The organism is Ignavibacteria bacterium, assembly GCA_017302895.1.
Classification (GTDB): domain Bacteria; phylum Bacteroidota; class Ignavibacteria; order Ignavibacteriales; family Ignavibacteriaceae; genus UTCHB3.
Genome location: JAFLBV010000001.1, coordinates 660,385 through 684,489, shown reverse-complemented (window position 1 = coordinate 684,489; position 24,105 = coordinate 660,385). Strand labels below are relative to the sequence as shown.

Here is a 24,105-nt window from a genome sequence, read left to right as displayed (position 1 = left end):
CAGACTCTAAAATTAAGGAATTTCGGGGCTACTAAAAAGTCAATTTGAAGTTATTTTTGTATTTACACTTAGTATAATACCAGCTAATTATCATTAGGATTTTAATAAAAAATTTCCGATACTTCAATAATTGATTTTTTTCGATAGAATTAACGGACTTACGAATTTTATTTCGGCATCAGGATTGATGCGGCACAAAATGACTATTGAACATCACTTTTTTTAGGCAGGTAAAAAATGAAAGCACAGACTTCACTTCTATTTATACTCACCCTCTCATCCATTCTTAATGCCCAATGGTTCTGGCAAAATCCGCTTCCTCAGGGAAACTGGCTTTTCGATGTAAAGTACACAAATCCGGAGACCGCGTTGGCGGTTGGTGCTGATGGCACAATAATAAAGACTACCAATGGCGGCGAGAATTGGCACAGGATGGAGGCGAATACAGGTTATTATTTGCATGGCTTGTTTACATTAAACTCACAAATCAGTTTTGCAGTGGGCGACCATGGAACCTTCCTTAAAACCACCGATGGCGGCAGTTACTGGGAAGTTTCGGATGCAATTGTGAATAAAGACCTGATTGATGTTTTCTTCATAAACGAAATGACGGGGTGGGCAACAGGGTGGGGAGGTGTAATCATGAAGACGACTGATGGCGGAACCTCTTGGAGCACTTTCCGTAATCAACCGGAGATCAAGCTGGAATCAATTTTCTTTATCGATCAGAACACAGGTTGGGCAGCCGGACAGTCAGGCTATATCCTTAAAACAACTGACGGTGGTAATTCCTGGCAGACACAAACCACAGGGACACTGGAGACTTTCTATTCGATACAGTTCTTCGGTTCACAAAATGGATGGGCGTGCGGAGGTGGTGCCGGAACGATTATGAAAACCACGAATGGTGGAACCTCCTGGACCAGGATAACCACGGGTTCGACCCGGTATCGTATGGCGCTCCAATTCATCGATTCCCTGCACGGCTGGGCTCTAAGCGACAAGTTCAATGTGTCAAGAACCACCGACGGCGGTAATACATGGAATGAGTCAATAACAGGGGGCACCTGGTTCCTGAGAGGGATGCATTTCGCAAATTCATCAACAGGATGTGTAGTCGGACAGTATGGCCAGTTGTTTCTTACCTCCGATGGAGGAGCAACCTGGAGCTCCAAACCACGGGTTACTTCTGCCACACTTTACTCGTCTAGTTTTACCGATTCCCTTAACGGCTGGATGGTGGGTCTGGGCGGGACTATAATCCACACATCCAACAGCGGATCAACCTGGGAGGTCCAAAACAGTGGCACAACTCAACCTTTGAGGGCGGTACAGTTCGTGGATAACATGAATGGATGGGCTGTCGGAGGAGAGGGTTATGTCTGGAATATTCTTAGGACCACTAATGGGGGTGTAAGCTGGTCACTACAGGAGAATACCACTGAATACCCTTTACATTCATTGAGTTTTGTTGATTCTCAGACAGGATGGGTTGCCGGTCACTCTGGAAAGATAAGGAAAACCACTGACGGGGGGCAAACCTGGATCCCCCAATTCAACGATACTACAAGTTCAATAATGGAGATTAGATTTATAAACAGTCAGACAGGTTGGTGCATCGCGGATGGCGGAGTGATCTACAAGACAACCAACGGGGGAGGAAACTGGCAGGGGATCTATGTTGGAACCGTGACAATGTACTCTTTTTGCTTCGTAAATGAACTAACAGGTTGGGCATGTGGTTGGAATGGTACGATTCTGAAAACAACAAATGGAGGTATCTCATGGGTTCGTCAGCATTTGGAACCCGGACTTTTGCTCGAATCGATCGATTTCGCGGATGAGATGTCTGGTCGGGCAGTCGGTGCAAATGGAACCCTCTTTTTCACCACAGACGGGGGTGACACCTGGGGAAAACAGAATAGTGGAACGACATACGCATTTTATACGGTAGAAATGTTTGATCGACAGACAGCATGGATTGCAGGGTCTTACGGCTCCATTCTGAAAACCACTGACGGAGGTGGTGTGGTTTCTGTTGACGAAATTGTAACATCCACACCGGTCTCATTTGAACTCGGGCAGAACTACCCAAATCCATTTAATCCGGAAACCATTATCTCTTACACACTACCTGTCACCGGTGAAGTAACAATAATTGTATATAACACTCTCGGACAAAAAATCGCCACACTTGTTGAAGGCATACAAGAAGCAGGCAATCACCGGGTCACCTTTAAGGCAGATAACCTGCCAAGCGGGGTCTATTTTTACAGGATGGCATCGGGAGGGGTGAGTTTAGTGAAGAAGATGGTTGTTATGCGATAGCATTGAAAAGATTCCTTATTGTTAATGGTTTGTGTTCACAGGAGCAGTCGGGAGATATCTTCTAAAATCGCATTATATCGTCCAAATTTCCGGCTATGATGCTTCTCGAATTCTATCTTTTCCCCCTTTCAAATTGAACACTTCAATCTTTTGCCACTATTTTTTCAAATAGACCTCTTTAAATAACGACTGACGCTAAAAAAACATTTTGAATTTATTTTCCATGTGCTTATATTTGTAAGCTAATTTTGATTTTTTATTCAAAGTTGTAGTTGGGCACGTAGCTCAGGGGTAGAGCATTCCGATTTATCGGAAGCGTCGGTGGTTCGGGCCGAAAAAGTTTTTTATTGTTTGTTGGGCACGTAGCTCAGGGGTAGAGCATCTGCCTTTTAAGCAGAGGGTCGGTGGTTCGAGCCCACCCGTGCTCACAAGAAAAGCCTTCAGAGAAATCTGAGGGCTTTTTTGTTTTAAATACCTCAACTATCCAATTATTTGAAGTGGTGCTTGGGATTGGTTTTTCGCGAAAACTTATGTTTGGGAGGTTCGCGCTCGATTTCAACATTATCAGAATCCTCTGTTTCAGAATTCTCATCTACCCGTGATTCATCTTCGAAAGCAACCAGATCGGGATTAATCGACATGTTCTCGATAGTTTCGGGGTCGAGATAAGAGTCTTTCTGCTTCCTGAAGAGAGCAATACTGACGGGTGGGACAACTATAAAAAAGACAAGCGTTACGATTATTACAAGAGAGTCGCTCATATTAAACCGGGAAGATTACGAAATTATACTATCCAAAATTAAAAATAAATTAGTAGATCTACTAATTTTTATACAGAATTAACACTAATTTAATGATGAATGGTAGCAACCAGGCCGAAACCAGCGGGTTCTGCAGAGGCTATTCTGTCGGGAGAATCCAAAGAGGATTAAATCAATTACTGTGTATTTTTTATATTGTATCTGAAATTTAGTGGTTTTGGATGTAATTTAATTCAATACGAGACTTGAAAATGAAATATGATGATATCATAACAATTCAGAGCGAAAAACGATTTGGTAAACCTTGTGTGAGAGATACCAGAATCAGCGTCTATGATGTATTGAGCTGGCTTGCTTCAGGAATGACAATGCAGGAGATACTTGAAGATTTTCCTGAATTAACCCATGACGATATTCTGGCGTGTCTGGCTTTTGCCGCTGAAAGGGAACACCGAAAAAAAATCGCGATATGAAATTACTAATCTCAGATTCTACTGAATGAAAAAGGGCACATCATTTCATTTCTAAGTGATCTTGAGGATCAAACGAAACATTGCCCCCTCCTCCCCTCCTGGATTGTATTACAAAAAATATTTTGTAATTTTAGTCATCTTTAAATTTTATTATGTTTGACCGGATGAAGCGATATCAGCTTCGTTCACAAACAAGAGATGAAAAAATGAAAAATCTCATTAATTCAGTTAAAATTTCCCTTCTTTTTCTTTTTGTGATCCTCAATTTATCCTGCTCAAAGGAGAACTCCTCCAATCCTGTAGAACCGGTGGATCAGACAAAACTTGACGCAGCTTTTTCACGGGCAGCCGGTATGACAAATCTTAAAAGTCTTGTTGTCTCCAGAAATGGAACGATAGTAAAAGAGGCGTATTTTAACGGTGGCGGCGCTGATCTTACGCATGATGTAAGATCTGTAACAAAAAGTGTGGTTGCCATTCTGACGGGAATTGCAATCGATAAGGGATTGATTAAATCTTCAGAACAGCCAATCGACAGCTTTATCAGGCCCCTGGTTCCCGATCTCTCAACTGAAAAAGGGAACATCACCATTGGCCATCTCCTCTCGATGAGCAGCGGTTTCGAGTGGAATGAGCTAAATTCTGAATTCGGTTACAACAACTGGGTGCTTGCTGAAAATCAGGTTCAATATCTTTTTGCAAAGCCGTTAACTTCGTTACCGGGACTGACTTTTACTTATAACTCTGCAGCTTTGCATATCCTGTCGGTGATTATTTCCCGTGCTGCCAAAATGCAAACCCTCGAATTTGCAAATATTCATTTCTTTGAAAGACTTGAAATGGGTGCGAGAAACTGGCAGACAGACCGGCAAGGTTACAACAACGGTGGCGCCGGATTGGAACTTACGCCCCGCGAGATGATAAAAATCGGAAATTTGATTCTCGACAAGGGTGAGTATATGGGACGAAGAATAGTCTCTCAGGAATGGATCACCCGATTGAAAGCTCACCAGATTTCCATTGCAGACAACACGATGAATTATGCAAACGGATACGGATTTGGCTGGTGGACTGGGGAAGGTTCAAAAGGGAAGTATGCTTTCGCGAACGGTTGGGGAGGGCAGTTTATCGTGGTTGTACCGGACTATAAACTGGTGATCGTGGCGACCAATAAATGGAGCGGTGTTGGATCCTCTGTTGCGAATCAACAGTGGATGGCAACCATGAACCTCATTATGTCGGATGTCCTGGGGGCTTTTAATTGAAATCCCTCCCCAGTTCTTTTTATTTTTGACTGATCATTTAACAATTATTCAGAGATCAAAATGTTTGAAAAAATAAACAGACTCCCGTTGGCCAATCTCCCAACTCCACTGGAGCCCGCCGAAAAACTTGCTGCACATCTCGGGCTGAAGTCTTTTCTTTTTAAGAGGGATGATCTGACTGGTCTGGCGATGGGGGGCAATAAAGCCAGGAAACTTGAATTTGAACTCGCAAGCATAGTTGCAGGCGGGTATGACACAATAATCACGGTGGGAGGACAGCAATCGAACCATGCAAGAATGACCGCCGCAGCCTGCCGGAAACTCGGAATTGATGTCAAACTGGTTCTCGGTGGAAAAGATTTTACTGAATTTAAGGGGAATCTGCTTCTCGATACCCTTTTTGGTGCCGATATCAGATATATTTCCGGAAGTGATGAGGATGATGATCTTCAGACGCTTCAAATGAAGTGGTGCGACGAACTGAAGGCAGCCGGTAAAAAGCCGTATGCGCTTCCTCTCGGTGGCTCAACTCCCCTCGGAACGCTTGGATATGTAAAAGCCATGGAAGAGTTGAGAGGTCAACTCGAGGATGACAAGGTGCAGATATTTTGTCCCGTTGGTTCATGCGGAACTCTTGCCGGAACTGTTTTGGGAGTTGCACTTTTCCTGCCCGGAGCAGAGGTATATGGAATCAGTGTTTCCCGTACTAAAGAGGACATCTACAGAAGGACAAGGGAATTGATGAGGGAGGCTGCCCTGTTAATCGATGCTGACCCTGCCCTGTCGAAAAGAGAGTTTTTTGTCTATGACTGTTACCACGAGGAATACGCAAAGCATATCAAAATTGCGAAAGATGCAGCGGAGGTTTGTGCCATGCTCGAAGGGATTATAGTCGATCAGGTATATACCGGCAAAGCTATGGCGGGGCTGTTTGATCTCGCGGTTAAGGGGGTGTTGAACAGGGAGGAACCTGTGATATTCCTCCACACCGGCGGGATGCCCGAGGTGTTTTCAGATACACTCTTGTATGGAGAATACGAAAAATGCCGGAAGTACAGTGTCGAAGAGGTACAGGAGATGAAAAAATGATGTGGAGACGCTTCCCGGGTTTCGGCATGATTTTATTTTCTGTTATAATTCTTTGGACTTTTGGTCTTGAAACATACGGACAAGACTGGAAATCCACCCGTGAAATAATAGCCAAAGTAGACAGCATGATACCGGCATTTCAAAAAGAGTTTAAGGTGCCCGGAGTATCTTTGGTTCTTATCAGGGATAACAAAATAGTATATTCGCGCGGTTTTGGAGTAAAGGATGTGCAAACGAATGAACCCGTGACAGATGAAACGATGTTTGAAGCCTGTTCGATGACGAAACCTGTGTTCTCATATCTTGCGATGAAGCAGGTCGAATCGGGAAATCTTCGACTTGATACTCCGGTCTGGACGATTTTTGACGATCCCGCATTTCAGGGGCAGGAATTAAGAAAGAAGATTACGGCAAGGATGCTCCTCTCACACACTTCCGGTCTGCCCAACTGGCGTCAGGGTGATGATGAAGAGAACGGTTATCTACCCGTTGAGTTTGAACCAGGCACAAAATTCGGCTACTCGGGTGAAGGGATGTATTACCTTCAAAAAGTTGTCGAGAAAATAACCGGAAAATCTCTCGAAGTGTTGGCAAAGGAAACTCTGTTCGACAGAAATCTGATGAGGAATTCGAGTTTTGTGTATCTACCCGAATTTGAGACAAGGCTGGCTTCGGGTCACGACACTTCCGGCAATTTCAAGCAGAAAACCTCGTACAAGAGAGCAAATGCGGGCTATTCCCTCTACTGTTCAGGGAGGGACTACGCTTTGTTCCTTCTGGATGTGATGGCGAATGACCGTTCCGGTGGAGATGCCCTCGCGTCAGGGTATATCGATCAGATGCTCACTCCCCAAATAAAAGTAACGACCAGAGAACCACAGGTCAGGCCCGGTAAATCAAACGGCATTGAGACCTTTCGTGGGCTTGGCTGGGTAATCGATTCCACTCTCGAGGGGGATATCTGCTACCACAGCGGTGCCAATGGTTCAGGATTCAAATGCTACTCGCAGTTTAACCGCAAAAAAGGTTCAGGAATTGTTATTATGACAAACAGTTCAGGCGGTCTCGGTGTTTGGGATAGTGTGATAAGAGCGATAGGGGATATTTAAATGAAATTTTATTGACCGGGTCAAAAATAATTCAGTAAATGTGATCAATAATACTTGTTTTTTTATAATTTATAATTATTTTTACTCCCGGGTATTTATTTCACTTGCCCGTGGTTTATGGTGGAGTTTGTATAATCGTGAGGGTTATTTTCCGGAGAAACCTGTTTAACCCGTTGCACTTTTGGGTGCTTTCTTCTCCAAATGCTTTAGTCGCCTTTCTAATCATCATCATCTGACCGTGGTGGACAGTCTTATCTGCAATTTTGCAAAAACTGTTCTTCCCGTCTCTTGTTTTTAATCTCCAATCCCTAACTGTGTGTCATCGACCATCAATTTTTATTGAGTGATGACTTTTTTCGTGGTGAGACGACAGGGGTGCTCGCTTAAGAGAAGGAGAATAAAATGAAAAGAATTTCACTGATTTTGTTTGTACTGTTGGCTTTTTCTGGTCACCTGCTTGCGCAGATCGGCGGTTATGCAGTCGATTTGGATGGCACCGATGACTATATCGACCTGCCTGACGGAGTATATTTCGATGACAATACCTATACTATTGAAGCATGGGTATACCTGCGGGATGCCGGATTTCAAAAGCGACTCATTGACTTTGCCAACGGCCCCAGTTCAAACAATGTGATTCTCTCGTTGCGGGGGACTAATGAGTATCCCCGGTTTGAAATTTACAATAACAATCTGTTCACAAGCGGGGTTTCGGGAAATACACAAATACCCCTGAATCAATGGACGCACATTGCGTTGGCTTGTTCCAGCGGGTATGCCAGAATGTATATGAACGGATTGCTCATAGGGGAAGTTGCAACAAGCGGTCTAAGGGCTATATCCCGTTCATCAAACTTTATCGGTAAAAGTAACTGGTCTGGCGATGGAAGCGCGAATATGAAAATAGACGAGTTCAGGTTCTGGAAAACGGGCAGAACTGCCGAAGAAATAAAAAGGTACATGTATAAAGAACTGACCGGTAGTGAAGACAGCCTTCTTGTTTACTACAAAATGAGTAACGGTTTGGGAACCACTGTTTCTGATAATAAAACCGGCGGTACTACCGATGGTAACCTTGTCAGCGGTCCGGTCTGGAAAGCCTCAGGTTGTTTCGCGGATCCAACGCATGCAATTGATTTTGACGGAGCTGAATACATTTCTGCAACTCTCAGTACTGCCATTGGATCATCTTTCACGGAGGAAGTATGGATCTATCCAACTGATGCATCGTTGCAGTATCGCGGTATAATTGGCTATCATCCGGGGTCACCACCCTCCAGAACTCCAAGTATTTATACATACGGACTGAATGTTCACTTTGGATTTGGTAACGGCACCACCTGGTACAGCGAACTTACCACCAGTAATCCACTCACAATGAACCGGTGGAATCACATTGCAACTACTTTTGATGGCACCAATTACCGTTTGTATGTAAACGGGAAAGAGGAGATGAATTATACAGGTGCCTCGGGTAAAACGCCGGTAAACACAACAGACTTCAGGATAGGGATCGTAGATAATTATTTCCTTGGTAAGGTGGATGAAGTTAGAATCTGGTCGGTTGCCCGCTCGGCTCAGGAGATCAGGGACAATATGATGCGTCCCCTCAGAGGTGATGAAACCAACCTGAAGGCATACTATCGTTTCGAAGAAAGAGAAGGCACTACGGTTTATGATCTCTCTTCAAACGCACAGAACGGAACCATGGTAAATATGGAACCGGCAACTGATCGTGTGACTTCCTATGCTTACAATACCTGGATCGGTTCTGAAAGCACTGCCTGGACAAACTCTGCGAACTGGAGTCTCGGTACCGCTCCTGATAACACTCAAAATGCAGGTGCCTACAAGTGGAATCTGGGAAACGAATTGAATTTTAGTGGCACACCGGCAGTAAACAATCTTTTGGTCTCTTCAGGTTCTGCGCCTGTACTTGGTTCGGCTCTCTCCATAGCCGGGAATTTTGTACTCGAAAGCGACCTCAACCTCAATGGACAGCAGATTTCTCTTGGATCCACAGGATATCTTGTTGAAGGATCAGGCAGGCTCTTCGGAACCACCGGGAGTATCTCTGCAAGCAGGACCCTCTCCAACATCACTTCCGAGAATGTTGCAGGACTTGGAGCTCTAATCACCTCGTCGGCAAATATGGGATATACTACTATCAGTCGCGGGCACTTCTCGAGGATTGCTCACGGTACAGGGAGTGTGTTGAGATGGTATGATATTACTCCGACAACCAATACCGGTTTGAATGCCACGCTTGTTTTTAACTATAATTCACTCGAACTTGGTTCCGTGACCGAAAGTAAACTCGTCCTCTTCAAGTCAACAAACAGCGGTACTGACTGGACTAAAATGAATGGTACTGTGGATGTGGACAATAACAAGGTTACACTTACAGCAATTGATGCTTTTTCTATTTGGACTGCTGCTGATTCAGACAATCCTCTTCCTGTTGAACTTGTGAATTTTTCTGCATCTGTAACCGGAATAAAGGTATTTCTGAACTGGGAGACAAAAACAGAGATCATGAACGCCGGTTTCGAAGTGGAAAGGAAAACTCCGGGATCACAGTGGCAGAAGATCGCCTTCATTGAGGGTCACTACACCACCAACTCTCCAAAGTACTATTCCTTCACCGATCAGCCTTCTGTAAACGGTACCGTTTTCTATCGTCTGAAACAAATTGACACAGATGGCAGTTTTGAATATTCTGCAGAAATAAAAGTTGAATTTGGATTGCCGACAGAGTTTGCACTCTATCAAAACTTCCCGAATCCTTTCAACCCTGAGACTGTAATCAGTTACGCGATGCCCGTGACCGGTGAGGTGAATATCTCGATTTACAACGCTCTTGGAGAGAGAATCATTACTCTGGCTGATGGCGTACAGGAGGCAGGCAACTATAAGGTGAGCTTCAAGGCGGAAAACCTTCCGAGCGGGTTATACTTCTGCCGGATGACATCCGGGAAATTTACTTCCACACGCAAAATGATGTTGCTCCGTTAAAAAATATTTTCCTTTATCAACACCTTTTCCGGGGTAGATTTTACATCTGCCCCGAAGAAGTTCCTCCCTTTTCGTTCTATTTATAACCTTAATAAATAATAACCTGATCAGGTTAAATAAAAAATACCACTTTAGGAAACCGCAAAATAATTTTTTGTGTTTTGTATATTGCATATGTAAATTCGTGGTCGTTTTTAACCTGTTTTATTAATCAAAAGGAATCAAGATGCCAGGAGCAGCACTTCGCCTTTTATTACTTTTCACACTATTTAACAAAATTATTTTTCCCCAGTTGGCCGGAAGCGGAACTGAAAGTGATCCTTTCTTAATCAGCGATGCGGGCGACTTTAATTATATTCGCGAAATCGATACCACAGGAATATGGTTTTACAAACAAACGGTGAATCTTGAATTGCCCGGTTCAGGCTCAATGGACATCCGGGGGACATACGATGGAAATAATTTTACCGTTTCCAATTTTGCCAGTTCTCTCTTCGAAAATGTATCAGGTACAGTTAAAAATTTGAACATCGTTCTTGCAACGGGTTCTGTTTTTGTACACAGTGTTTTGGATGGAGGGAAAGTACAGAATTGCACCGTAACGATACCGGATAGTGTGGGAATATACTTCGGGGGTATCGCGATAACTTCAGCAGGATTAATTGAGGACTGTAGAGTGATAATGCTGGGTAGCGGACACATTACCGGCACTGAAGTTTATAGCTCAGGTGGAATTGTCGGGAATCAGATTGGCCCCAATTCCGTAATCAGGCGATGTTCCGTGACAGGAGGCAAAATTACGGGCGGGCTTACTCGTGGAGGCATCGCAGGTGAAGCTGTAAGGATAGAACAATGCCTGGCGCTCACAAATGTTGAGGTTGGTCCTCTCTCAGGAAGCTACTCGGGAGGCATCGCGGGGAAACTCCTCTCTTCAACCTCTCCCGCTTTCAACGGTTTAATCGAAGATTCATATTTCAGAGGGGCAGTGACAGGTTACAATGGCACTGCAAGCTTCATCGGCCAATTCCGTGGTGGAATTGTCGGCTACGCGATGGAAAATACTTCAATAATCCGGTGCTATACTTCATCCTCTCTTATGGCCCGGTCAAATTCAGCGCCCGCAGTGGGGTTTGTCGAAAACAATGTTACCATTACGGATGTTTTATGGGACGCTGAAGTGCAGGGCTACTTCAATCAACTCAGGGCTTTACAATTCGACGGCATTGATGATCATGCGATTATTCCTCTCGATCTTACTGCTTTCCCCGAAGAGTTTACAATCGAAGCGTGGGTTTACTGGGCAGGCGGCGACCCGGGGCAGAGGGTTTTTGATTTTGGAAACGATACAAGCGGGTATATGTATTTCACTCCTTCATACGGTGGGAATCCCAGGTTCGCAATCACGACAAGCGGCGTTTCAGGCGAACAGGGGATTAATGCTTCCGCACCTCTTGCACAGAATACCTGGAACCACATCGCGATTACCATAGACACTCCCTCAACTACAGCAAGACTATATATCAATGGCGTGTTAGCGGATTCAAATGAGGCACTTGCACCACGACCTTTTAATTTGGGAGCCACTTTCAATAATTACTTTGGGCGTTCACAATTCGAAGCCGATCCATACTTTAACGGAATGATCGATGAGGTGCGGATCTGGTCTGTGGCGCTCAACAAAGATACTATTAATGAGTGGAAGTATCGATACGTAACCTCAGATCACCCAAATTGGGGAAACCTTGTTTCTTACTATAAATTGAATGAAACATCCGGCACAACCATTGTGAATCAGATCGACCCGGTTTTGGACGGTACGCTCTTCGGTGAACCTGCATTCACAGCCGACCTCGGTGCCGCTCCAGTAGACCGCGGAGTAGCTAAATGGACCTCGGAAATGAAAGATCAGAGTGTTTTCATTGCTGCGAACTATAATACTTCTGTCTGGTCAAGAGAAGAGGGCTATAATGATGGCTACATGTATCTCTTGTGGGAAAAGAACGGGCTTAACCCCCTGCCGGTCGAGTTGATATCATTCACAGCCCGCGCGACTGCCGCCGGTATCACCCTCAACTGGGAAACCGCAACTGAAATCTCCAACGCAGGTTTCGAAGTGGAAAGGAAAACACCGGGATCACTTTGGCAGAAGATCGCCTTCATTGAGGGTCACTACACCACCAACTCACCAAAATACTATTCGTTCACCGATCAGCCTTCTGTAAATGGTACCGTTTTCTATCGTCTGAAACAAATTGACACAGATGGCAGTTTTGAATATTCTGCAGAAATAAAAGTTGAATCCGGAATCCCTCAAGAATATTCATTGAGTGCAAACTACCCGAACCCGTTTAATCCGGCAACAACGGTTGATTACTCCTTACCTGTTGGTGGATTTGTGAGTGTAAAACTATACAACTCACAAGGCAGGGAAGTTGCAACGATTTTTAATGAGTCTAAAGAGGCAGGATACCATAGTTTCACGATAGATGCAGCAAAATATTCCCTTGCATCAGGTGTTTACTTCTACAGAATCTCGGCAGGCAATTTTACCATGACCAGAAAGATGCTCCTTTTGAAATAGTTTCATATGATACCCCGTGCAGGTATTTTAAATGCCTGTTCGGGGGCATTCAGCTTCACTAAGACTACAAATCTTTCGGAAGTTTTTGGATTATCCTGTCGAATACACGCTCCCTGAGCCATTTATATTTTGGAACAAAATTAATCAGGACTCCCGAAAGAATCAGAATTACACCAATAGCAACAACTTTTGTGCTGATAAATATTCCCAAAGCAACCAGGGCAATAGATGGCAGATAGTAAATCATAAACTCTACAAATCCTCTAAGCATGATTACTGACATTTTCCATAAAACATATAAAATGCCAATACCGAGAAGAATCCCCAAAGATATGAGTACCGCTTCCATTATGCTGCCTCCAATCCCCGGACAATATTGGATATCATGTTCAGTTTTTTAATAAATGCTCTCAACTCACTTTTTGAATAAAGTTTGACGCTTACCTCAGTTGTTCCACCCGGGTAGTCGATTTGAAACAGCTTGTCTTTTCGTAAAAAATACAGTATCAGATAAAACACTCCTGCAAAAAAGAATGGAATAAGAGGCCAGGAGAGTCCCAGACAAATTATAGCCCGGATCAGATAGGGAGTAGGTTTATATTCGATGAATCTGGCTCCCCTGATATCTTTAAGCTCCACTATCTGGCTGCCTGAAAGTCTGAGCCCGCCTTTATACAACCTTCCATATGCGTAAACTCTTTTGTTTGAAACAACCATTATATTTTTTGAGAGACTCCCCTTTAGCAGTCCCGTTATGTATCCCTCGCCCAAAGCGAAGACAGCTCTCTCGTCCCAATCGTGCAACATTTTTCGGATATTAACATCTGAGGGAAGAGAGACAGAATCTGGAAACACCCTGTCGATTGCAGGGTTGCTGTTCCCTTCGGCCATAATTGATCTCTCAATGAAGACACAATGTTGAAAATCATATAACTCGGCCGCAGAGAAAAATTTGGCAAGGGTGGCAATTGACCCGCCGGGGTATTCAACAATAAACATTTTCTGTTTCCCAAAAAATGCGTCAAATAAAAAACCAATTGAAAATTGAATAAGCAGGATGGTAAGCGCTATCACTACCACATGCAAACCAAAATTACGATGGAAATTGTTGCTTAAAGAGAGAGCTATACCGGCTATACCAAGAGGGAAAAAAATCAACCCCAGTATCTTGCGAATCCAAAACTCTGTAGTAACAAACTTTACACCGGTGACTTTACGAAGGGGGACAATTTTATTCTCTGTCGCCCGATTCAGAGGCAGGGAAAATTGTACACCCCTGAAGTATATTCGTTTGTCGGTAAGGATTATAAAAGTGGAAGCCAGTGACCCGTCCATCAATGAGGCAATATAGCCTTGTCCGACTACCTTGATGATTCTTTCTTCAGGGTCGAGTAAAACCTTTGAAAAATCTGTCGCCATTGTTTCCCCGCAGTTACCGGTAAGGTTGCCGGCTGTCTTGAAGTTTGTAAATGGCCTTTTGGAACTCCCTTATCTCTCTCGGATCATACCAACTTGCTTTTACGGCGACATATCCACCCGGGTGCTCAATTATGAATAGCCTCTTGCGAAAAAGAAAGTAAAGAATCAAAGGAATGATCAAAAAGAATAAGATCAAAAGCCGCGGATTGCTCAACTGGACATACCTGGTACCCGTGATATCGGCAACATTGATTATCGATTCCGAATAAAAACTTTGTCCAAACAGGTTGAAGACCCGCCCCTTTTGGTATACTCTCTCGTTACTAAGCAACAGAACCCCGTTGCTTATATCTCCCTGCAGAATACTTGCGACATAACTCTGCCCCAAGACAGACACAAATTGCTCGTTCTGTGTGACAAAAATCTTATTAAGTTGTTCATTTGTAATCATATATCTTCCGGAAAATATTTATGCAAAGTTTTAACTTCCTGAAGAGAATATAGAATGAAAAGAAGCTTATTCGGAAAAAATGGGTTTATGCCGGAAAATTAACTCCCTACTTCAAAAGCAAAATCTTCTGCACCAGTCTCTTGTTCCCGGCGAAAACCTGCACGAAATAGACTCCCGAGGGGAGACCTGATCCGTCTATTGTGAAGTGGTGGGTGCCCGGTTCTTTTGTTCCGTTGAAAATGGTTTTGATGAGTGCTCCGCGGCTGTCATACAGGGTAATCTGAAGATCAGATGATGCAGGGATATCGAGAGTGAATCCAGTTTGCGGATTGAAGGGATTTGGTGTTGCATTTCCCATTCTGAAATCTGCCGGGGTTTCTAAAGAGTTTTCTTCGATTCCGACTGTGGAAAGGGGGATTTTAATTGTTTGAATCTGATAAATGCCCGAGCGGTTGTCCATCCAGAAAGGATGAAGGGTGTTTTGCCGGTAAACTATTGAGATGTTGTCTCCCTGATATCCCTGTCCCAATCCGCCAATCGGGGTTGGCTTAAAATTTCTGTCTGAAATCTCATACTCTGTCCATGTGGTACCATGGTCGAGAGACCTTGCAAGAAAAACGCCTGCGGAGTCAGAGGTTGTCGCTCTGTCATCGTAATAAATCACATTGATCCCGCCGAACTCATCCACCGTCATCGCAGGAAAGAACTGGATTTTACCGTTGTTTAGCGGATCCTGATTTACTCGAATTCCACCCGACCAGGTAGCTCCTCCGTCCGTCGAGCGATTAAATATGATATCGGGATCAGACCCCGCCACAGAAGTGTTTTTTTGGGTGGTGATTACATAAAGCCAGCCGTTTGACACTCCGCCCGAAAGATCGATGGCAAGCTGGGGATTGCTGTTTACTCTAATATTCTGTTTTGTCGGGAGTACCCCCTGAATACCATTGGTTACAAAAGCGTTTTCGGTTACAGTCCAGGAAGTGCCACCGTTGGTGGATTTTGCAAAACCTGTGTATTTTTCCGTAAATGGTGAGACAGATGTAACCGCTGCCCAGACTGCATAGACCACTCCGGAGTTATCAACCACAAGTCCACCCCCGTAGTTTCTGTCAGTTGGAGAGTTGATTTGTTGTATTGCCGACCAGTTTTGTCCACCGTCATCGGAATAAACAAAAACCAAAGGGTAAGGGGGGCTGTATCTCACCCATGCGACATAAATTCTTCCATAATAAGGACTTGCCGGAGAATTATCGGAAGCAAGCCACGCCCTTTCGAGTTCAATATTTGTAATTGATTTTGCATTCGACCATGTCCTTCCCTGATCAGTTGATCTGTGCGAATAAAGTCCGTAAAGGGGTATTTTACCGTTTCGGGTCAGGACAAATGTGCCGTTTTTATCGATAACCACCCCCGGGTCACCACCGTGAAAAGCTATCGAGGGACCACCCGAACAGGTATCGCTTCCGAAAAAGGAGGTTCCACCATTGGTCGAGACATATATACCCTCACTGACAAAAAACTGCGGGGAAAAACTGATGGCATTTGCTGATACAAATATCATGTCAGGGAAGTTGTGATTAACGGTAGCCACGACTTCAGTTTGTGTGACTGCAGAAGGAAATATAGGATAGTTGGGGATACCCAAACGGGTATAATTTTGAGCTGAAACAACGGTTAATAAACATAGAAATGCAAAGAGGTGGAAAACCTTCTTAAAAAAGTATCCGGTATGTATAAGTGACATTTAATATTCCGTTATTTTATAAAAACCGCAGAGGACGCAAAGATCGCAAAGGGGCACGAATGCCCCTCATACGGAAAATTACTGCATTACTACATTATTGGATTACTGCATTACTGCATTAAAACCTGTATCCCATTGTAAAAGATATAAACGCATTTCTTGGTTCACCGAGTTCATAAAATCTGGCAGAAGTTGAATTTATGTTAAGGAAGGCTGCGTATCTTTTATCGAGGATATTATTTACACCACCCGAGAGCATGAAATTGAGATTTTTAACCTTGAGATCGAGACCAAGAACGGAATTCAACAGAGTGTAGGAGGGGTTGCTTTCCGAATTTGCATCGTCTGTGTACATGTCAGAGATATGCACTACAGACCCCTTAACAAATCCTGTAAGATTTTCAGTCAGGTCTTTGCTCCATGCTGCCGAGAAGTAGAAGTTGTGCTTTGGAACTGAGGGCACAATCTTACCCGAGAAATCTTTATCCTGGGTTACAAAGTTACCTTGATTGTCCAATTTAATCACTCTCGCAGTATATGTATCGTAGTTGAAACTGCTGAAGGTGTAGGAAAACTTGAACACAAGAGCCTTTAAAATGGCTGTTTCAGCACCAAGTTCGATACCCGTTCTGTTGGTTTTTGCAGAATTACGATAGAAAACACTTCCCAAAACTTCAAAAGGAACAATTTCATTATCGATCATGATATTGAAAAAAGTACCCTCGAAGAAGAGGTAGTTGAAGAGTCCCTGAGAGAAAATCAGGTTTCCCTTGGCACCAAACTCAAAGTTTTTTGACTTCTGTGCCTCGAGATCAGGGTTGTAGATTTTTCCCTGGTTCGAACTTGTCGGATAGTTGTCAAGTTCGTTGCCGGCAGGGGAGTCGAAACTTAGCCCGTATGAAGTATAAAGGGAAAGATATGGTGTCAGTTTATAATTCAGAGCGAGTTTGGGTGTGAATGCCTCATATTTTTTTCTGTCATCCTGCGAACCCAAAAGCCTGTTCTTAGCCGCAAATGTTACATTATCATATCTGCCCGTCAGAAGGAGAGCAAATTTGTCAGGGATAAGTTCGAATCTTTCCTGGAGGAAGAATCCTGCATTCTGAATCGTTTCATCGACCAGGGTGAGGAGATTGTCACCTTTCATACCGTTGATGTTGTTGTATTCTTCGATAGGACCTGTCTGGTAGAAAAGGTCGCCGCCGACTGAGAAGGTATTGCTGAATCCGGCGATTTTTGACTTGTTGGTATATCTCGTCGAAGCTCCCATCCCGTAGCGGTTGAAGATTCTGACGGTTTTTTGGGCTCTTTCGAAATATTTAAGTGTGACATATCCCGTTATTTCAAATTCGTTGTTCCTTTTTTCATCAAACGAAGTCTCGAATTTGATCCCCAATCTTCCTTTGTTTGAGAGTCTGTAATAATCATAGTCTTTTTCGGTCTTCGCAGCCTGGTACGGGTCGAGGTCAAATTCCGATTTTTTCAGGGAACCGGGGAGTTTGATTGTTCCCGTGGCGGAGTAACCAAAGAGAGAAAGTTTTGATACTTCTGTCAATTTTGTTTCAAGGACTGTATTAAGGATATTCCAGAAATCCTCGGAATGTTGTCTGTAACCCGCAAAGTTGTGGTAATTATATGAAACCATAAATTTTGTATCATCCGATTTTACACCGAGTTTTACTCCATTTCTCCTTAGACCGAACTCCCCGAATTCATTGAACTGTGTGACAAAAGATGAGGGGAAATTGATCTCATTGATGAAGTTCACCACTCCCCCGGGGGCATTTGTATAGAGAGATGAAGCACTTCCGCGAACAAGTTCTATTGATCCGATGGAATTGAAGTCGATTGCCTCGATGCGGGTTTGTCCGTCGGGTTCCGACTCGGGAATACCGTCAAGCAAAATTCTTATACCTCTGATTCCGGAGTTGGACCGGCTTCCAAATCCTCTGATTGACATTCTGACATCATGGTTTCCGTAGCGGGATTGCATGAAAAGTCCCGGGACACCCGCCAAAACCTCATTTACAGATGTTTTTTTATCGAATGTGTATGCACTGTTGTCCATTCTGTAAACAGGGTAGGGGATATCAATAATTTTTTCACCGACTCTAGTTGCGGTGATGACAACATCATCGAGGCGGTATTTCATCTCGATGGTGTCTTTTGGTGCTTTGGTTTCTTTTTGTGCAAAAACTGCACTTAAACCAAGTACAAAAATGACTAAAAAGAAGAGTTTTTTCATTTATTTTACTTTCATAAAAAAATATTGTGCGGAATTAAACTTAAGTATATTTTGTGAAATTGAGTTTGAAGTGAACAAAAAATACCCTGATTTACGGGAGAATTTTAGTGACGAAGATTGGAATTCATTGTAAATTCAACAAAAACCTGTAATATTACCGTTAAAAAAAGAGATAATCAGAAGCATGAAGAAAAAGATACTCGTCGTTGATGATGAAGTCGAACTGAGGAAGTTGATTGTAAAACTTCTGACACTCGAGGGATACGCTGTAACACAGGCAGACAGTGGAGAAGGTGCTTTGGATTTGCTGCAGAAAGAGGAGTTTCCGGTTGTACTCACTGATTTGAAGATGCCGGGTATGTCGGGACTTGATCTCCTGTCACGGGTAAAGACGATCGACAGCACTATCGAAGTGATTTTGCTTACCGCTTATGGTAATATTGAAGACGGTGTGGAATCGATCAAAAGAGGTGCTTTCGATTATATAACCAAGGGTGATGAGGACAACAAAATTCTTCCCGTGATCGCAAAAGCTTTTGAAAAGATCGAATTAAAAAAGAAAATTCATCATCTCGAACAAAAAATCGGTTTGGGGCACAATTTCGATTCGCTTACGGGCAGCAGCACTGCGATTCAACAGATCAGGGAAATGGCAAAAAAAGTGGCTGCTACCGATGTCCCCGTTTTGATCACAGGTGAGACAGGTACGGGGAAGGAGATTCTTGCCCAGGCAATTCATAACGGAAGCAACCGCTCGCAGGCTCTATTGCTAACAATAAACTGTTCCGCCATACCAAAAGACCTGATTGAATCGGAGCTGTTTGGGTATAAGGCAGGTGCTTTTACGGGTGCAGCCAAAAACAAAAAGGGGCTTTTCGAGGAAGCCCATAACGGTACGCTATTTTTGGATGAGGTGGGTGAACTTGAACCGCTTGCCCAGGCTAAACTTCTAAGGGTGATCGAGACAAACTCGTTCATTAAGACAGGCGATACCCTCCCCACGCATGTGGATGTAAGGATAATTGCTGCCACAAACAGAAATCTTGAGGAGGAGATCGTCAAAGGGAATTTCCGTGCCGATCTCTATTACAGACTTAGTGTTTTCAGCATGATAATACCGCCACTTCGGGAGAGAAAGGAAGATATCAGGGAACTTGCTCTCGAGATCACCAACTCTCTATGCTTCAAAATGAACCGCCCAAAAGCTGAAATGGAAGAAAGGTTTCTCCGTCAGCTTGAAAACTATTCATTCCCCGGGAATATCAGGGAGTTAAGAAATGTAATTGAAAGATCGCTCATCCTTTCCACTGACGGGAAATTGAAGGAAACCCACCTCCCGTTCGAGCTTATCTCTGCAGCACCTCCCGCACTGGAGACCGAAAATCTGGAGCTGGTGGAAAAGGAACATATTCTCAACATTCTGCGAAAATTTGACAACAATAAAACACGCACGGCAGCAGCTCTTGGCATCGGTGTGGCCACTCTCTACCGCAAACTGGAAAAATACGGAATAGAAACAGACAGCGACTAACCCGGCTCCACCCTCTCATTTTAACACGGTTACCCTCTCATTTTGATAGGGTAGTGTCACCATATCCATCTAAAAACCCCCATTTACACCCCTTTTTACATTAAATATCATTCTGGCACGCTTTTAGCACATACATCGTAAAAACGAGGTAATGAAATGGAAACTTTTGTATTGCTGTTTGCCGGGATGGTTTTTTTCCGGATGATGAAACTTCTCGTTGTCTTTTTCAATAAACTGTGAGGAGAAACCAAAATGATCGCTCTGCTTGTCCTGAGTATTATGCTGTTGCTCTATCTGTTCTATGTCCTGATTAACCCGGAAGAATTTTGAGGCAGTTGTGTACACCGATATCATAACAGTAATTCTGATTTTTGTCTGTTCAATTGCAGCGGCTTACCCTCTAGGGAGATACATCAGCCATGTATTCAAAGGTGAACCTGTGTTCACCGACTTTCTGAAACCGTTAGAAGAAAGAATCTTTCACTATGCGGGAATTGACGCCCTCCACGAGATGGGGTGGGTGGAAAACTCAATGGCTCTCCTTCGGATAAATTCATTTTTCTTCATCTTTGCTTTCCTCGTGCTGATTTTTCAGGGGGAAACAGGGTTGTTGAATCCTGCGAATATCGCATCGATGGACCCGTACCTTGCCTTCCATACCGCTGTCAGTTTTGTGACAAACACAAATCTCCAGCACTATTCAGGAGAAGTAAATCTGTCGTATCTGTCACAGATAGTCGTGGTATGTTTCCTTCAGTTTGTTTCGGCAGCCTCTGGTATAGCAGTGTTTGCTCTTCTGCTTGTTGGTCTTGTCAAACGGCACTCGAAGGGGATGGGCAATTTTTATCTCTTTTTTGTCAGAAGTGTAACTCGAATTCTCCTTCCACTTTCCCTCGTGATGGCGGTGCTGCTGATTCTTGCCGGTTCCCCGAACAACTATTCACCCCCCGTACAACACAATGGTTTGGAGCAGGACAGTATAACTGTGGCGATGGGACCCGTTGCAACAATCACCTCAATAAAGCAAATCGGAACAAACGGCGGCGGATATTATGGAGCAAATTCTGCTCATCCTTTTGAAAACCCGAACTCAATCACCAACTTCCTTGAGAATTTTGCAATTTTACTCCTTCCGATGGCACTGGTTTTCACATTCGGTTTTTATTTAAATCGGATCAGGATGTCGATACTCTTTTTTGGAGTGATGACTCTCCTTTTTATCGTTTTTGCTACGGGTGCAATCGGGATCGAATCTGCCGGTAACCCTCATGTTGCTCAGACGGGAATCAGTCAACCACAGGGAAACATGGAAGGAAAGGAAACAAGATTTGGGTCTGTTCTCTCCGCTCTCTGGGGAGTCTCAACCACCTCCACTTCCAACGGGTCGGTCAACTCGATGCTCGACAGTCATATACCGGGAGCCGGTGCCATTTATATGGTAGATATGATGATCAATGCGATTTACGGAGGTGTCGGGGTGGGGATGCTCAATTTCTTCCTTTTTATCATAGTCGCCGCTTTTATCGCCGGACTTATGGTCGGGAGGACTCCCGAATTTCTCGGCAAAAAAATTGAAGCCAAAGAGATAAAAATTGCGGCGCTGGTCATACTTTTGCATCCGATTCTGATACTGACCGGAACAGCAATTTCTTCATATGTGGCTTCTGTTAATCCGGGCACTGGCTGGATCAGCGGCTCATCCTTTCACGGATTTTCACAAATGCTCTACGAGTTTACTTCAGCGGCGGCAAACAACGGCTCGGGATTTGAGGGACTTGGTGACAACACCGTTTTCTGGAATCTCACCACAGCGGTTGTTATGCTTTTGGGGAGATACATCCCGATTATCGGTCCGCTTGCCATCGCGGGATCGCTTGCCTCGAAGAATACGGTCCCTGAATCCGAGGGAACACTGGATACATCGGGACTTGCCTTCGGTGTTATTCTTTCAGGAGTGATCATCGTGATTGCCGCACTTTCATTTTTCCCGGCTCTGACACTTGGTCCGATAGCTGAATATTTATCACTTCTCAGAGGGTAATCGCCATGAAAACAGAGAAAAATCTGAAACTGTTTGAAAAAAAGATTGTCATCAATGCCATTGGAAATTCGTTCCGGAAGCTTGATCCGCGCATAATGATGCGAAATCCTGTGATGTTCTCGGTTGAAGTGGGGACAATCGTGATGATGGTTATAACCCTGATACCCGTTTTTAACGGAACTCCCGAGAGGGGCGATTTTATCTATAATTCTGTAATCACTTTTCTTCTTTTCCTTACTATTCTCTTCGGAAATTTTGCGGAATCAATCGCTGAAGCAAGGGGAAAGGCACAGGCTGAATCACTGAGAAAAACAAGAGAGGATACCCCCGCCAAAAAACTCGAAAGAGACGGCTCGGTAACGATAACCAGTTCTACAAACCTCGTAAAAGGTGATATTTATGTGGCTGAAGCGGGTGATACGGTTCCCCTCGATGGTGAAATTATCGAAGGCATTGCTTCACTTGATGAATCTGCGATAACGGGTGAGTCTGCCCCCGTGGTAAGAGAAGCCGGAACAGATCATTCAGGGATTATCGGAGGAACAACCGTGCTTTCCGACAGAATCGTCGTCAGAGTTACCACGGCCAAGGGAGAGTCTTTCCTTGATAAAATGATTCAACTTGTCGAGGGAGCCGGAAGGCAAAAAACACCCAATGAGATTGCGCTGACACTACTTCTTGCAAGTTTTACCATTGTTTTCCTCGTGGTAACTGTGACTCTGCAGCCTTTCAGTCTGTTCGCAAAAACCACCGTCACAATTACATCACTCATTTCACTCTTTGTTTGTCTCATCCCAACAACCATCGGGGGACTTCTTTCAGCGATCGGAATTGCGGGGATGGAACGCGCGCTTTCTGCCAATATTATAGCAAAATCGGGGAAAGCCGTCGAAAGTGCCGGTGACATCGATGTGGTGCTTTTAGACAAAACAGGAACCATCACCATTGGTAACAGAAAAGCCACAGCATTTCATCCATCCAAAGGACACACGGTTGATGAACTTGCACTTTACTCCCGGTTAAGTTCTCTTGCCGACCCGACCCCCGAGGGAAAGTCGATCGTGGAACTTGCAGGAACTACCGGCGGCAACATTTCAACAGATGACCTCAAAAATGCAGCTTTTGTCCCCTTCAGTGCAGAGTCAAAAATGAGCGGCATCGATCTGGAGGACGGAACAGTAATCAGAAAGGGTGCTGCCTCTGCAATTCTCAGGTGGGCAAACATCACCGCCGAAGATGCCGATGTGATGTCGGAATGTAACGGTATTTCGCAGAAGGGGGGCACACCATTGGTGGTTGCTGTTAACAAAAAAATTATCGGGGTTATTCAGCTTCAGGACATTATAAAACCGGGAATAAAGGAAAGATTCGACAGGCTTCGCAGCATCGGTGTAAAGACTGTAATGGTTACGGGTGACAATGCCCTTACTGCAGGGTACATTGCAGGCAAGGCAGGTGTTGATGATTTTATTGCAGAAGCTACACCCGTCGACAAACTGAACTACATTCTGAATGAGCAAAAAGAGGGAAAACTTGTCGCGATGATGGGCGACGGTACAAATGACTCTCCAGCTCTCGCACAAGCGGATGTCGGGGTCGCTATGAATTCGGGTACTCAGGCAGCAAAGGAAGCCTCAAATATGGTTGATCTCGATAATGATCCCACAAAACTGCTCGAAGTGATTGAGATCGGCAAGCAACTTCTTATCACCAGAGGAAATGTCACTACATTTTCAATTGTGAATGATGTCGCAAAATATTTCGCAATCGTTCCGGCTCTTTTTTCAACGGGTATTCCCGCTCTTTCGGCACTTAATATAATGGGACTCCACTCTCCCGATTCAGCCATACTGTCGGCAGTGATTTTTAATGCGTTGATTATTCCCGCACTTATTCCGCTTGCACTAAAAGGTGTAAAGTACAAGCCTCTGGGAGCCTCTTCTTTGCTCACCAGAAATCTGTTGATTTACGGACTGGGTGGTCTGATCGTTCCCTTTGCGGGAATCAAAATTATCGACCTGCTGGTTTCTCACCTGTTTTGAGAGGATGA

General features: G+C 44.1%; 17 protein-coding genes and 1 tRNA gene. 12 read left to right on the top strand and 6 right to left on the bottom strand.

From position 1 onward, the window contains the following. Positions 1–237: 237 nt before the first annotated feature. Positions 238–2,328, top strand: coding sequence for a T9SS type A sorting domain-containing protein (locus J0L60_02690; GenBank protein MBN8545016.1), 2,091 nt, complete (start codon positions 238–240; stop codon positions 2,326–2,328). 356 nt (positions 2,329–2,684) lie between these two features. After that, positions 2,685–2,756: transfer RNA gene (locus J0L60_02685), tRNA-Lys, on the top strand. A 60-nt stretch (positions 2,757–2,816) separates the two neighbouring features. Here the strand turns inward: J0L60_02685 and J0L60_02680 are convergent. Beyond that, positions 2,817–3,089 carry a hypothetical protein gene (locus tag J0L60_02680; GenBank protein MBN8545015.1) on the bottom strand — a complete coding sequence of 91 codons (273 nt, stop codon included), beginning with the start codon at positions 3,087–3,089 and terminating at the stop codon, positions 2,817–2,819. Positions 3,090–3,340: 251 nt separating this feature from the next. Here J0L60_02680 and J0L60_02675 point away from each other — a divergent pair, with 251 nt between their 5' ends. The 6 genes from J0L60_02675 to J0L60_02650 all read left to right on the top strand — a co-directional run bounded on the left by J0L60_02675 (position 3,341) and on the right by J0L60_02650 (position 12,621). Beyond that, positions 3,341–3,562 carry a DUF433 domain-containing protein gene (locus J0L60_02675; GenBank protein MBN8545014.1) on the top strand — a complete coding sequence of 74 codons (222 nt, stop codon included), beginning with the start codon at positions 3,341–3,343 and terminating at the stop codon, positions 3,560–3,562. 206 nt (positions 3,563–3,768) lie between these two features. Continuing rightward, entirely contained in the window at positions 3,769–4,827 is a 1,059-nt protein-coding gene (locus tag J0L60_02670) for a serine hydrolase (GenBank protein ID MBN8545013.1), read from the top strand. 60 nt (positions 4,828–4,887) lie between these two features. Continuing rightward, complete coding sequence (locus tag J0L60_02665; protein MBN8545012.1) at positions 4,888–5,916, top strand: D-cysteine desulfhydrase family protein; 1,029 nt, start codon at positions 4,888–4,890, stop codon at positions 5,914–5,916. Further along, a complete protein-coding gene (locus J0L60_02660; protein MBN8545011.1) occupies positions 5,913–7,025 on the top strand; it encodes a beta-lactamase family protein in 1,113 nt (370 codons plus the stop codon). The genes J0L60_02665 and J0L60_02660 overlap by 4 nt, the downstream gene beginning before the upstream one ends. A gap of 402 nt (positions 7,026–7,427) precedes the next feature. After that, complete coding sequence (locus J0L60_02655; protein ID MBN8545010.1) at positions 7,428–10,040, top strand: T9SS type A sorting domain-containing protein; 2,613 nt, start codon at positions 7,428–7,430, stop codon at positions 10,038–10,040. Positions 10,041–10,266: 226 nt separating this feature from the next. After that, positions 10,267–12,621 (top strand): T9SS type A sorting domain-containing protein, encoded by a 2,355-nt coding sequence (locus J0L60_02650; GenBank protein ID MBN8545009.1) that lies wholly within the window; start codon positions 10,267–10,269, stop codon positions 12,619–12,621. A gap of 64 nt (positions 12,622–12,685) precedes the next feature. Here J0L60_02650 and J0L60_02645 read toward each other — a convergent pair whose 3' ends face one another. From J0L60_02645 to J0L60_02625, 5 genes are all read right to left on the bottom strand, one after another. Next, complete coding sequence (locus tag J0L60_02645; GenBank protein MBN8545008.1) at positions 12,686–12,970, bottom strand: hypothetical protein; 285 nt, start codon at positions 12,968–12,970, stop codon at positions 12,686–12,688. Continuing rightward, a complete protein-coding gene (locus J0L60_02640; GenBank protein MBN8545007.1) occupies positions 12,970–14,040 on the bottom strand; it encodes a hypothetical protein in 1,071 nt (356 codons plus the stop codon). The genes J0L60_02645 and J0L60_02640 overlap by 1 nt, the downstream gene beginning before the upstream one ends. A gap of 13 nt (positions 14,041–14,053) precedes the next feature. After that, the gene (locus J0L60_02635; GenBank protein MBN8545006.1) at positions 14,054–14,491 is read right to left on the bottom strand and encodes a hypothetical protein; all 438 of its coding nucleotides are present in this window, start codon (positions 14,489–14,491) and stop codon (positions 14,054–14,056) included. A 106-nt stretch (positions 14,492–14,597) separates the two neighbouring features. After that, positions 14,598–16,238 carry a T9SS type A sorting domain-containing protein gene (locus J0L60_02630; GenBank protein MBN8545005.1) on the bottom strand — a complete coding sequence of 547 codons (1,641 nt, stop codon included), beginning with the start codon at positions 16,236–16,238 and terminating at the stop codon, positions 14,598–14,600. Positions 16,239–16,356: 118 nt separating this feature from the next. Beyond that, positions 16,357–18,483 (bottom strand): TonB-dependent receptor, encoded by a 2,127-nt coding sequence (locus J0L60_02625; protein MBN8545004.1) that lies wholly within the window; start codon positions 18,481–18,483, stop codon positions 16,357–16,359. A 184-nt stretch (positions 18,484–18,667) separates the two neighbouring features. On the opposite strand from J0L60_02625, the gene J0L60_02620 reads away from it, so the two are divergent. The 4 genes from J0L60_02620 to kdpB all read left to right on the top strand — a co-directional run bounded on the left by J0L60_02620 (position 18,668) and on the right by kdpB (position 24,097). Then, a complete protein-coding gene (locus J0L60_02620) occupies positions 18,668–20,014 on the top strand; it encodes a sigma-54-dependent Fis family transcriptional regulator (protein MBN8545003.1) in 1,347 nt (448 codons plus the stop codon). Positions 20,015–20,266: 252 nt separating this feature from the next. Next, positions 20,267–20,344, top strand: coding sequence for a K(+)-transporting ATPase subunit F (kdpF, locus tag J0L60_02615; GenBank protein ID MBN8545002.1), 78 nt, complete (start codon positions 20,267–20,269; stop codon positions 20,342–20,344). Positions 20,345–20,351: 7 nt separating this feature from the next. Beyond that, positions 20,352–22,055: a potassium-transporting ATPase subunit A gene (gene kdpA, locus J0L60_02610; GenBank protein ID MBN8545001.1), complete on the top strand. Its 1,704-nt coding sequence runs from the start codon at positions 20,352–20,354 to the stop codon at positions 22,053–22,055. 5 nt (positions 22,056–22,060) lie between these two features. Next, entirely contained in the window at positions 22,061–24,097 is a 2,037-nt protein-coding gene (gene kdpB, locus J0L60_02605; GenBank protein MBN8545000.1) for a potassium-transporting ATPase subunit KdpB, read from the top strand. Positions 24,098–24,105 lie beyond the last annotated feature (8 nt).

Coding starts and splice junctions, on each gene's coding strand:
- J0L60_02660 (MBN8545011.1), top strand. CDS start 5,913: ATGATGTGGAGACGCTTCCCGGGTTTCGGCATGATTTTATTTTCTGTT.
- J0L60_02655 (MBN8545010.1), top strand. CDS start 7,428: ATGAAAAGAATTTCACTGATTTTGTTTGTACTGTTGGCTTTTTCTGGT.
- J0L60_02690 (MBN8545016.1), top strand. CDS start 238: ATGAAAGCACAGACTTCACTTCTATTTATACTCACCCTCTCATCCATT.
- kdpF (MBN8545002.1), top strand. CDS start 20,267: ATGATCGCTCTGCTTGTCCTGAGTATTATGCTGTTGCTCTATCTGTTC.
- J0L60_02640 (MBN8545007.1), bottom strand. CDS start 14,040: ATGGCGACAGATTTTTCAAAGGTTTTACTCGACCCTGAAGAAAGAATC.
- J0L60_02625 (MBN8545004.1), bottom strand. CDS start 18,483: ATGAAAAAACTCTTCTTTTTAGTCATTTTTGTACTTGGTTTAAGTGCA.
- J0L60_02675 (MBN8545014.1), top strand. CDS start 3,341: ATGAAATATGATGATATCATAACAATTCAGAGCGAAAAACGATTTGGT.
- J0L60_02665 (MBN8545012.1), top strand. CDS start 4,888: ATGTTTGAAAAAATAAACAGACTCCCGTTGGCCAATCTCCCAACTCCA.
- J0L60_02630 (MBN8545005.1), bottom strand. CDS start 16,238: ATGTCACTTATACATACCGGATACTTTTTTAAGAAGGTTTTCCACCTC.
- J0L60_02635 (MBN8545006.1), bottom strand. CDS start 14,491: ATGATTACAAATGAACAACTTAATAAGATTTTTGTCACACAGAACGAG.
- J0L60_02645 (MBN8545008.1), bottom strand. CDS start 12,970: ATGGAAGCGGTACTCATATCTTTGGGGATTCTTCTCGGTATTGGCATT.
- J0L60_02620 (MBN8545003.1), top strand. CDS start 18,668: ATGAAGAAAAAGATACTCGTCGTTGATGATGAAGTCGAACTGAGGAAG.
- J0L60_02670 (MBN8545013.1), top strand. CDS start 3,769: ATGAAAAATCTCATTAATTCAGTTAAAATTTCCCTTCTTTTTCTTTTT.
- kdpB (MBN8545000.1), top strand. CDS start 22,061: ATGAAAACAGAGAAAAATCTGAAACTGTTTGAAAAAAAGATTGTCATC.
- J0L60_02680 (MBN8545015.1), bottom strand. CDS start 3,089: ATGAGCGACTCTCTTGTAATAATCGTAACGCTTGTCTTTTTTATAGTT.
- J0L60_02650 (MBN8545009.1), top strand. CDS start 10,267: ATGCCAGGAGCAGCACTTCGCCTTTTATTACTTTTCACACTATTTAAC.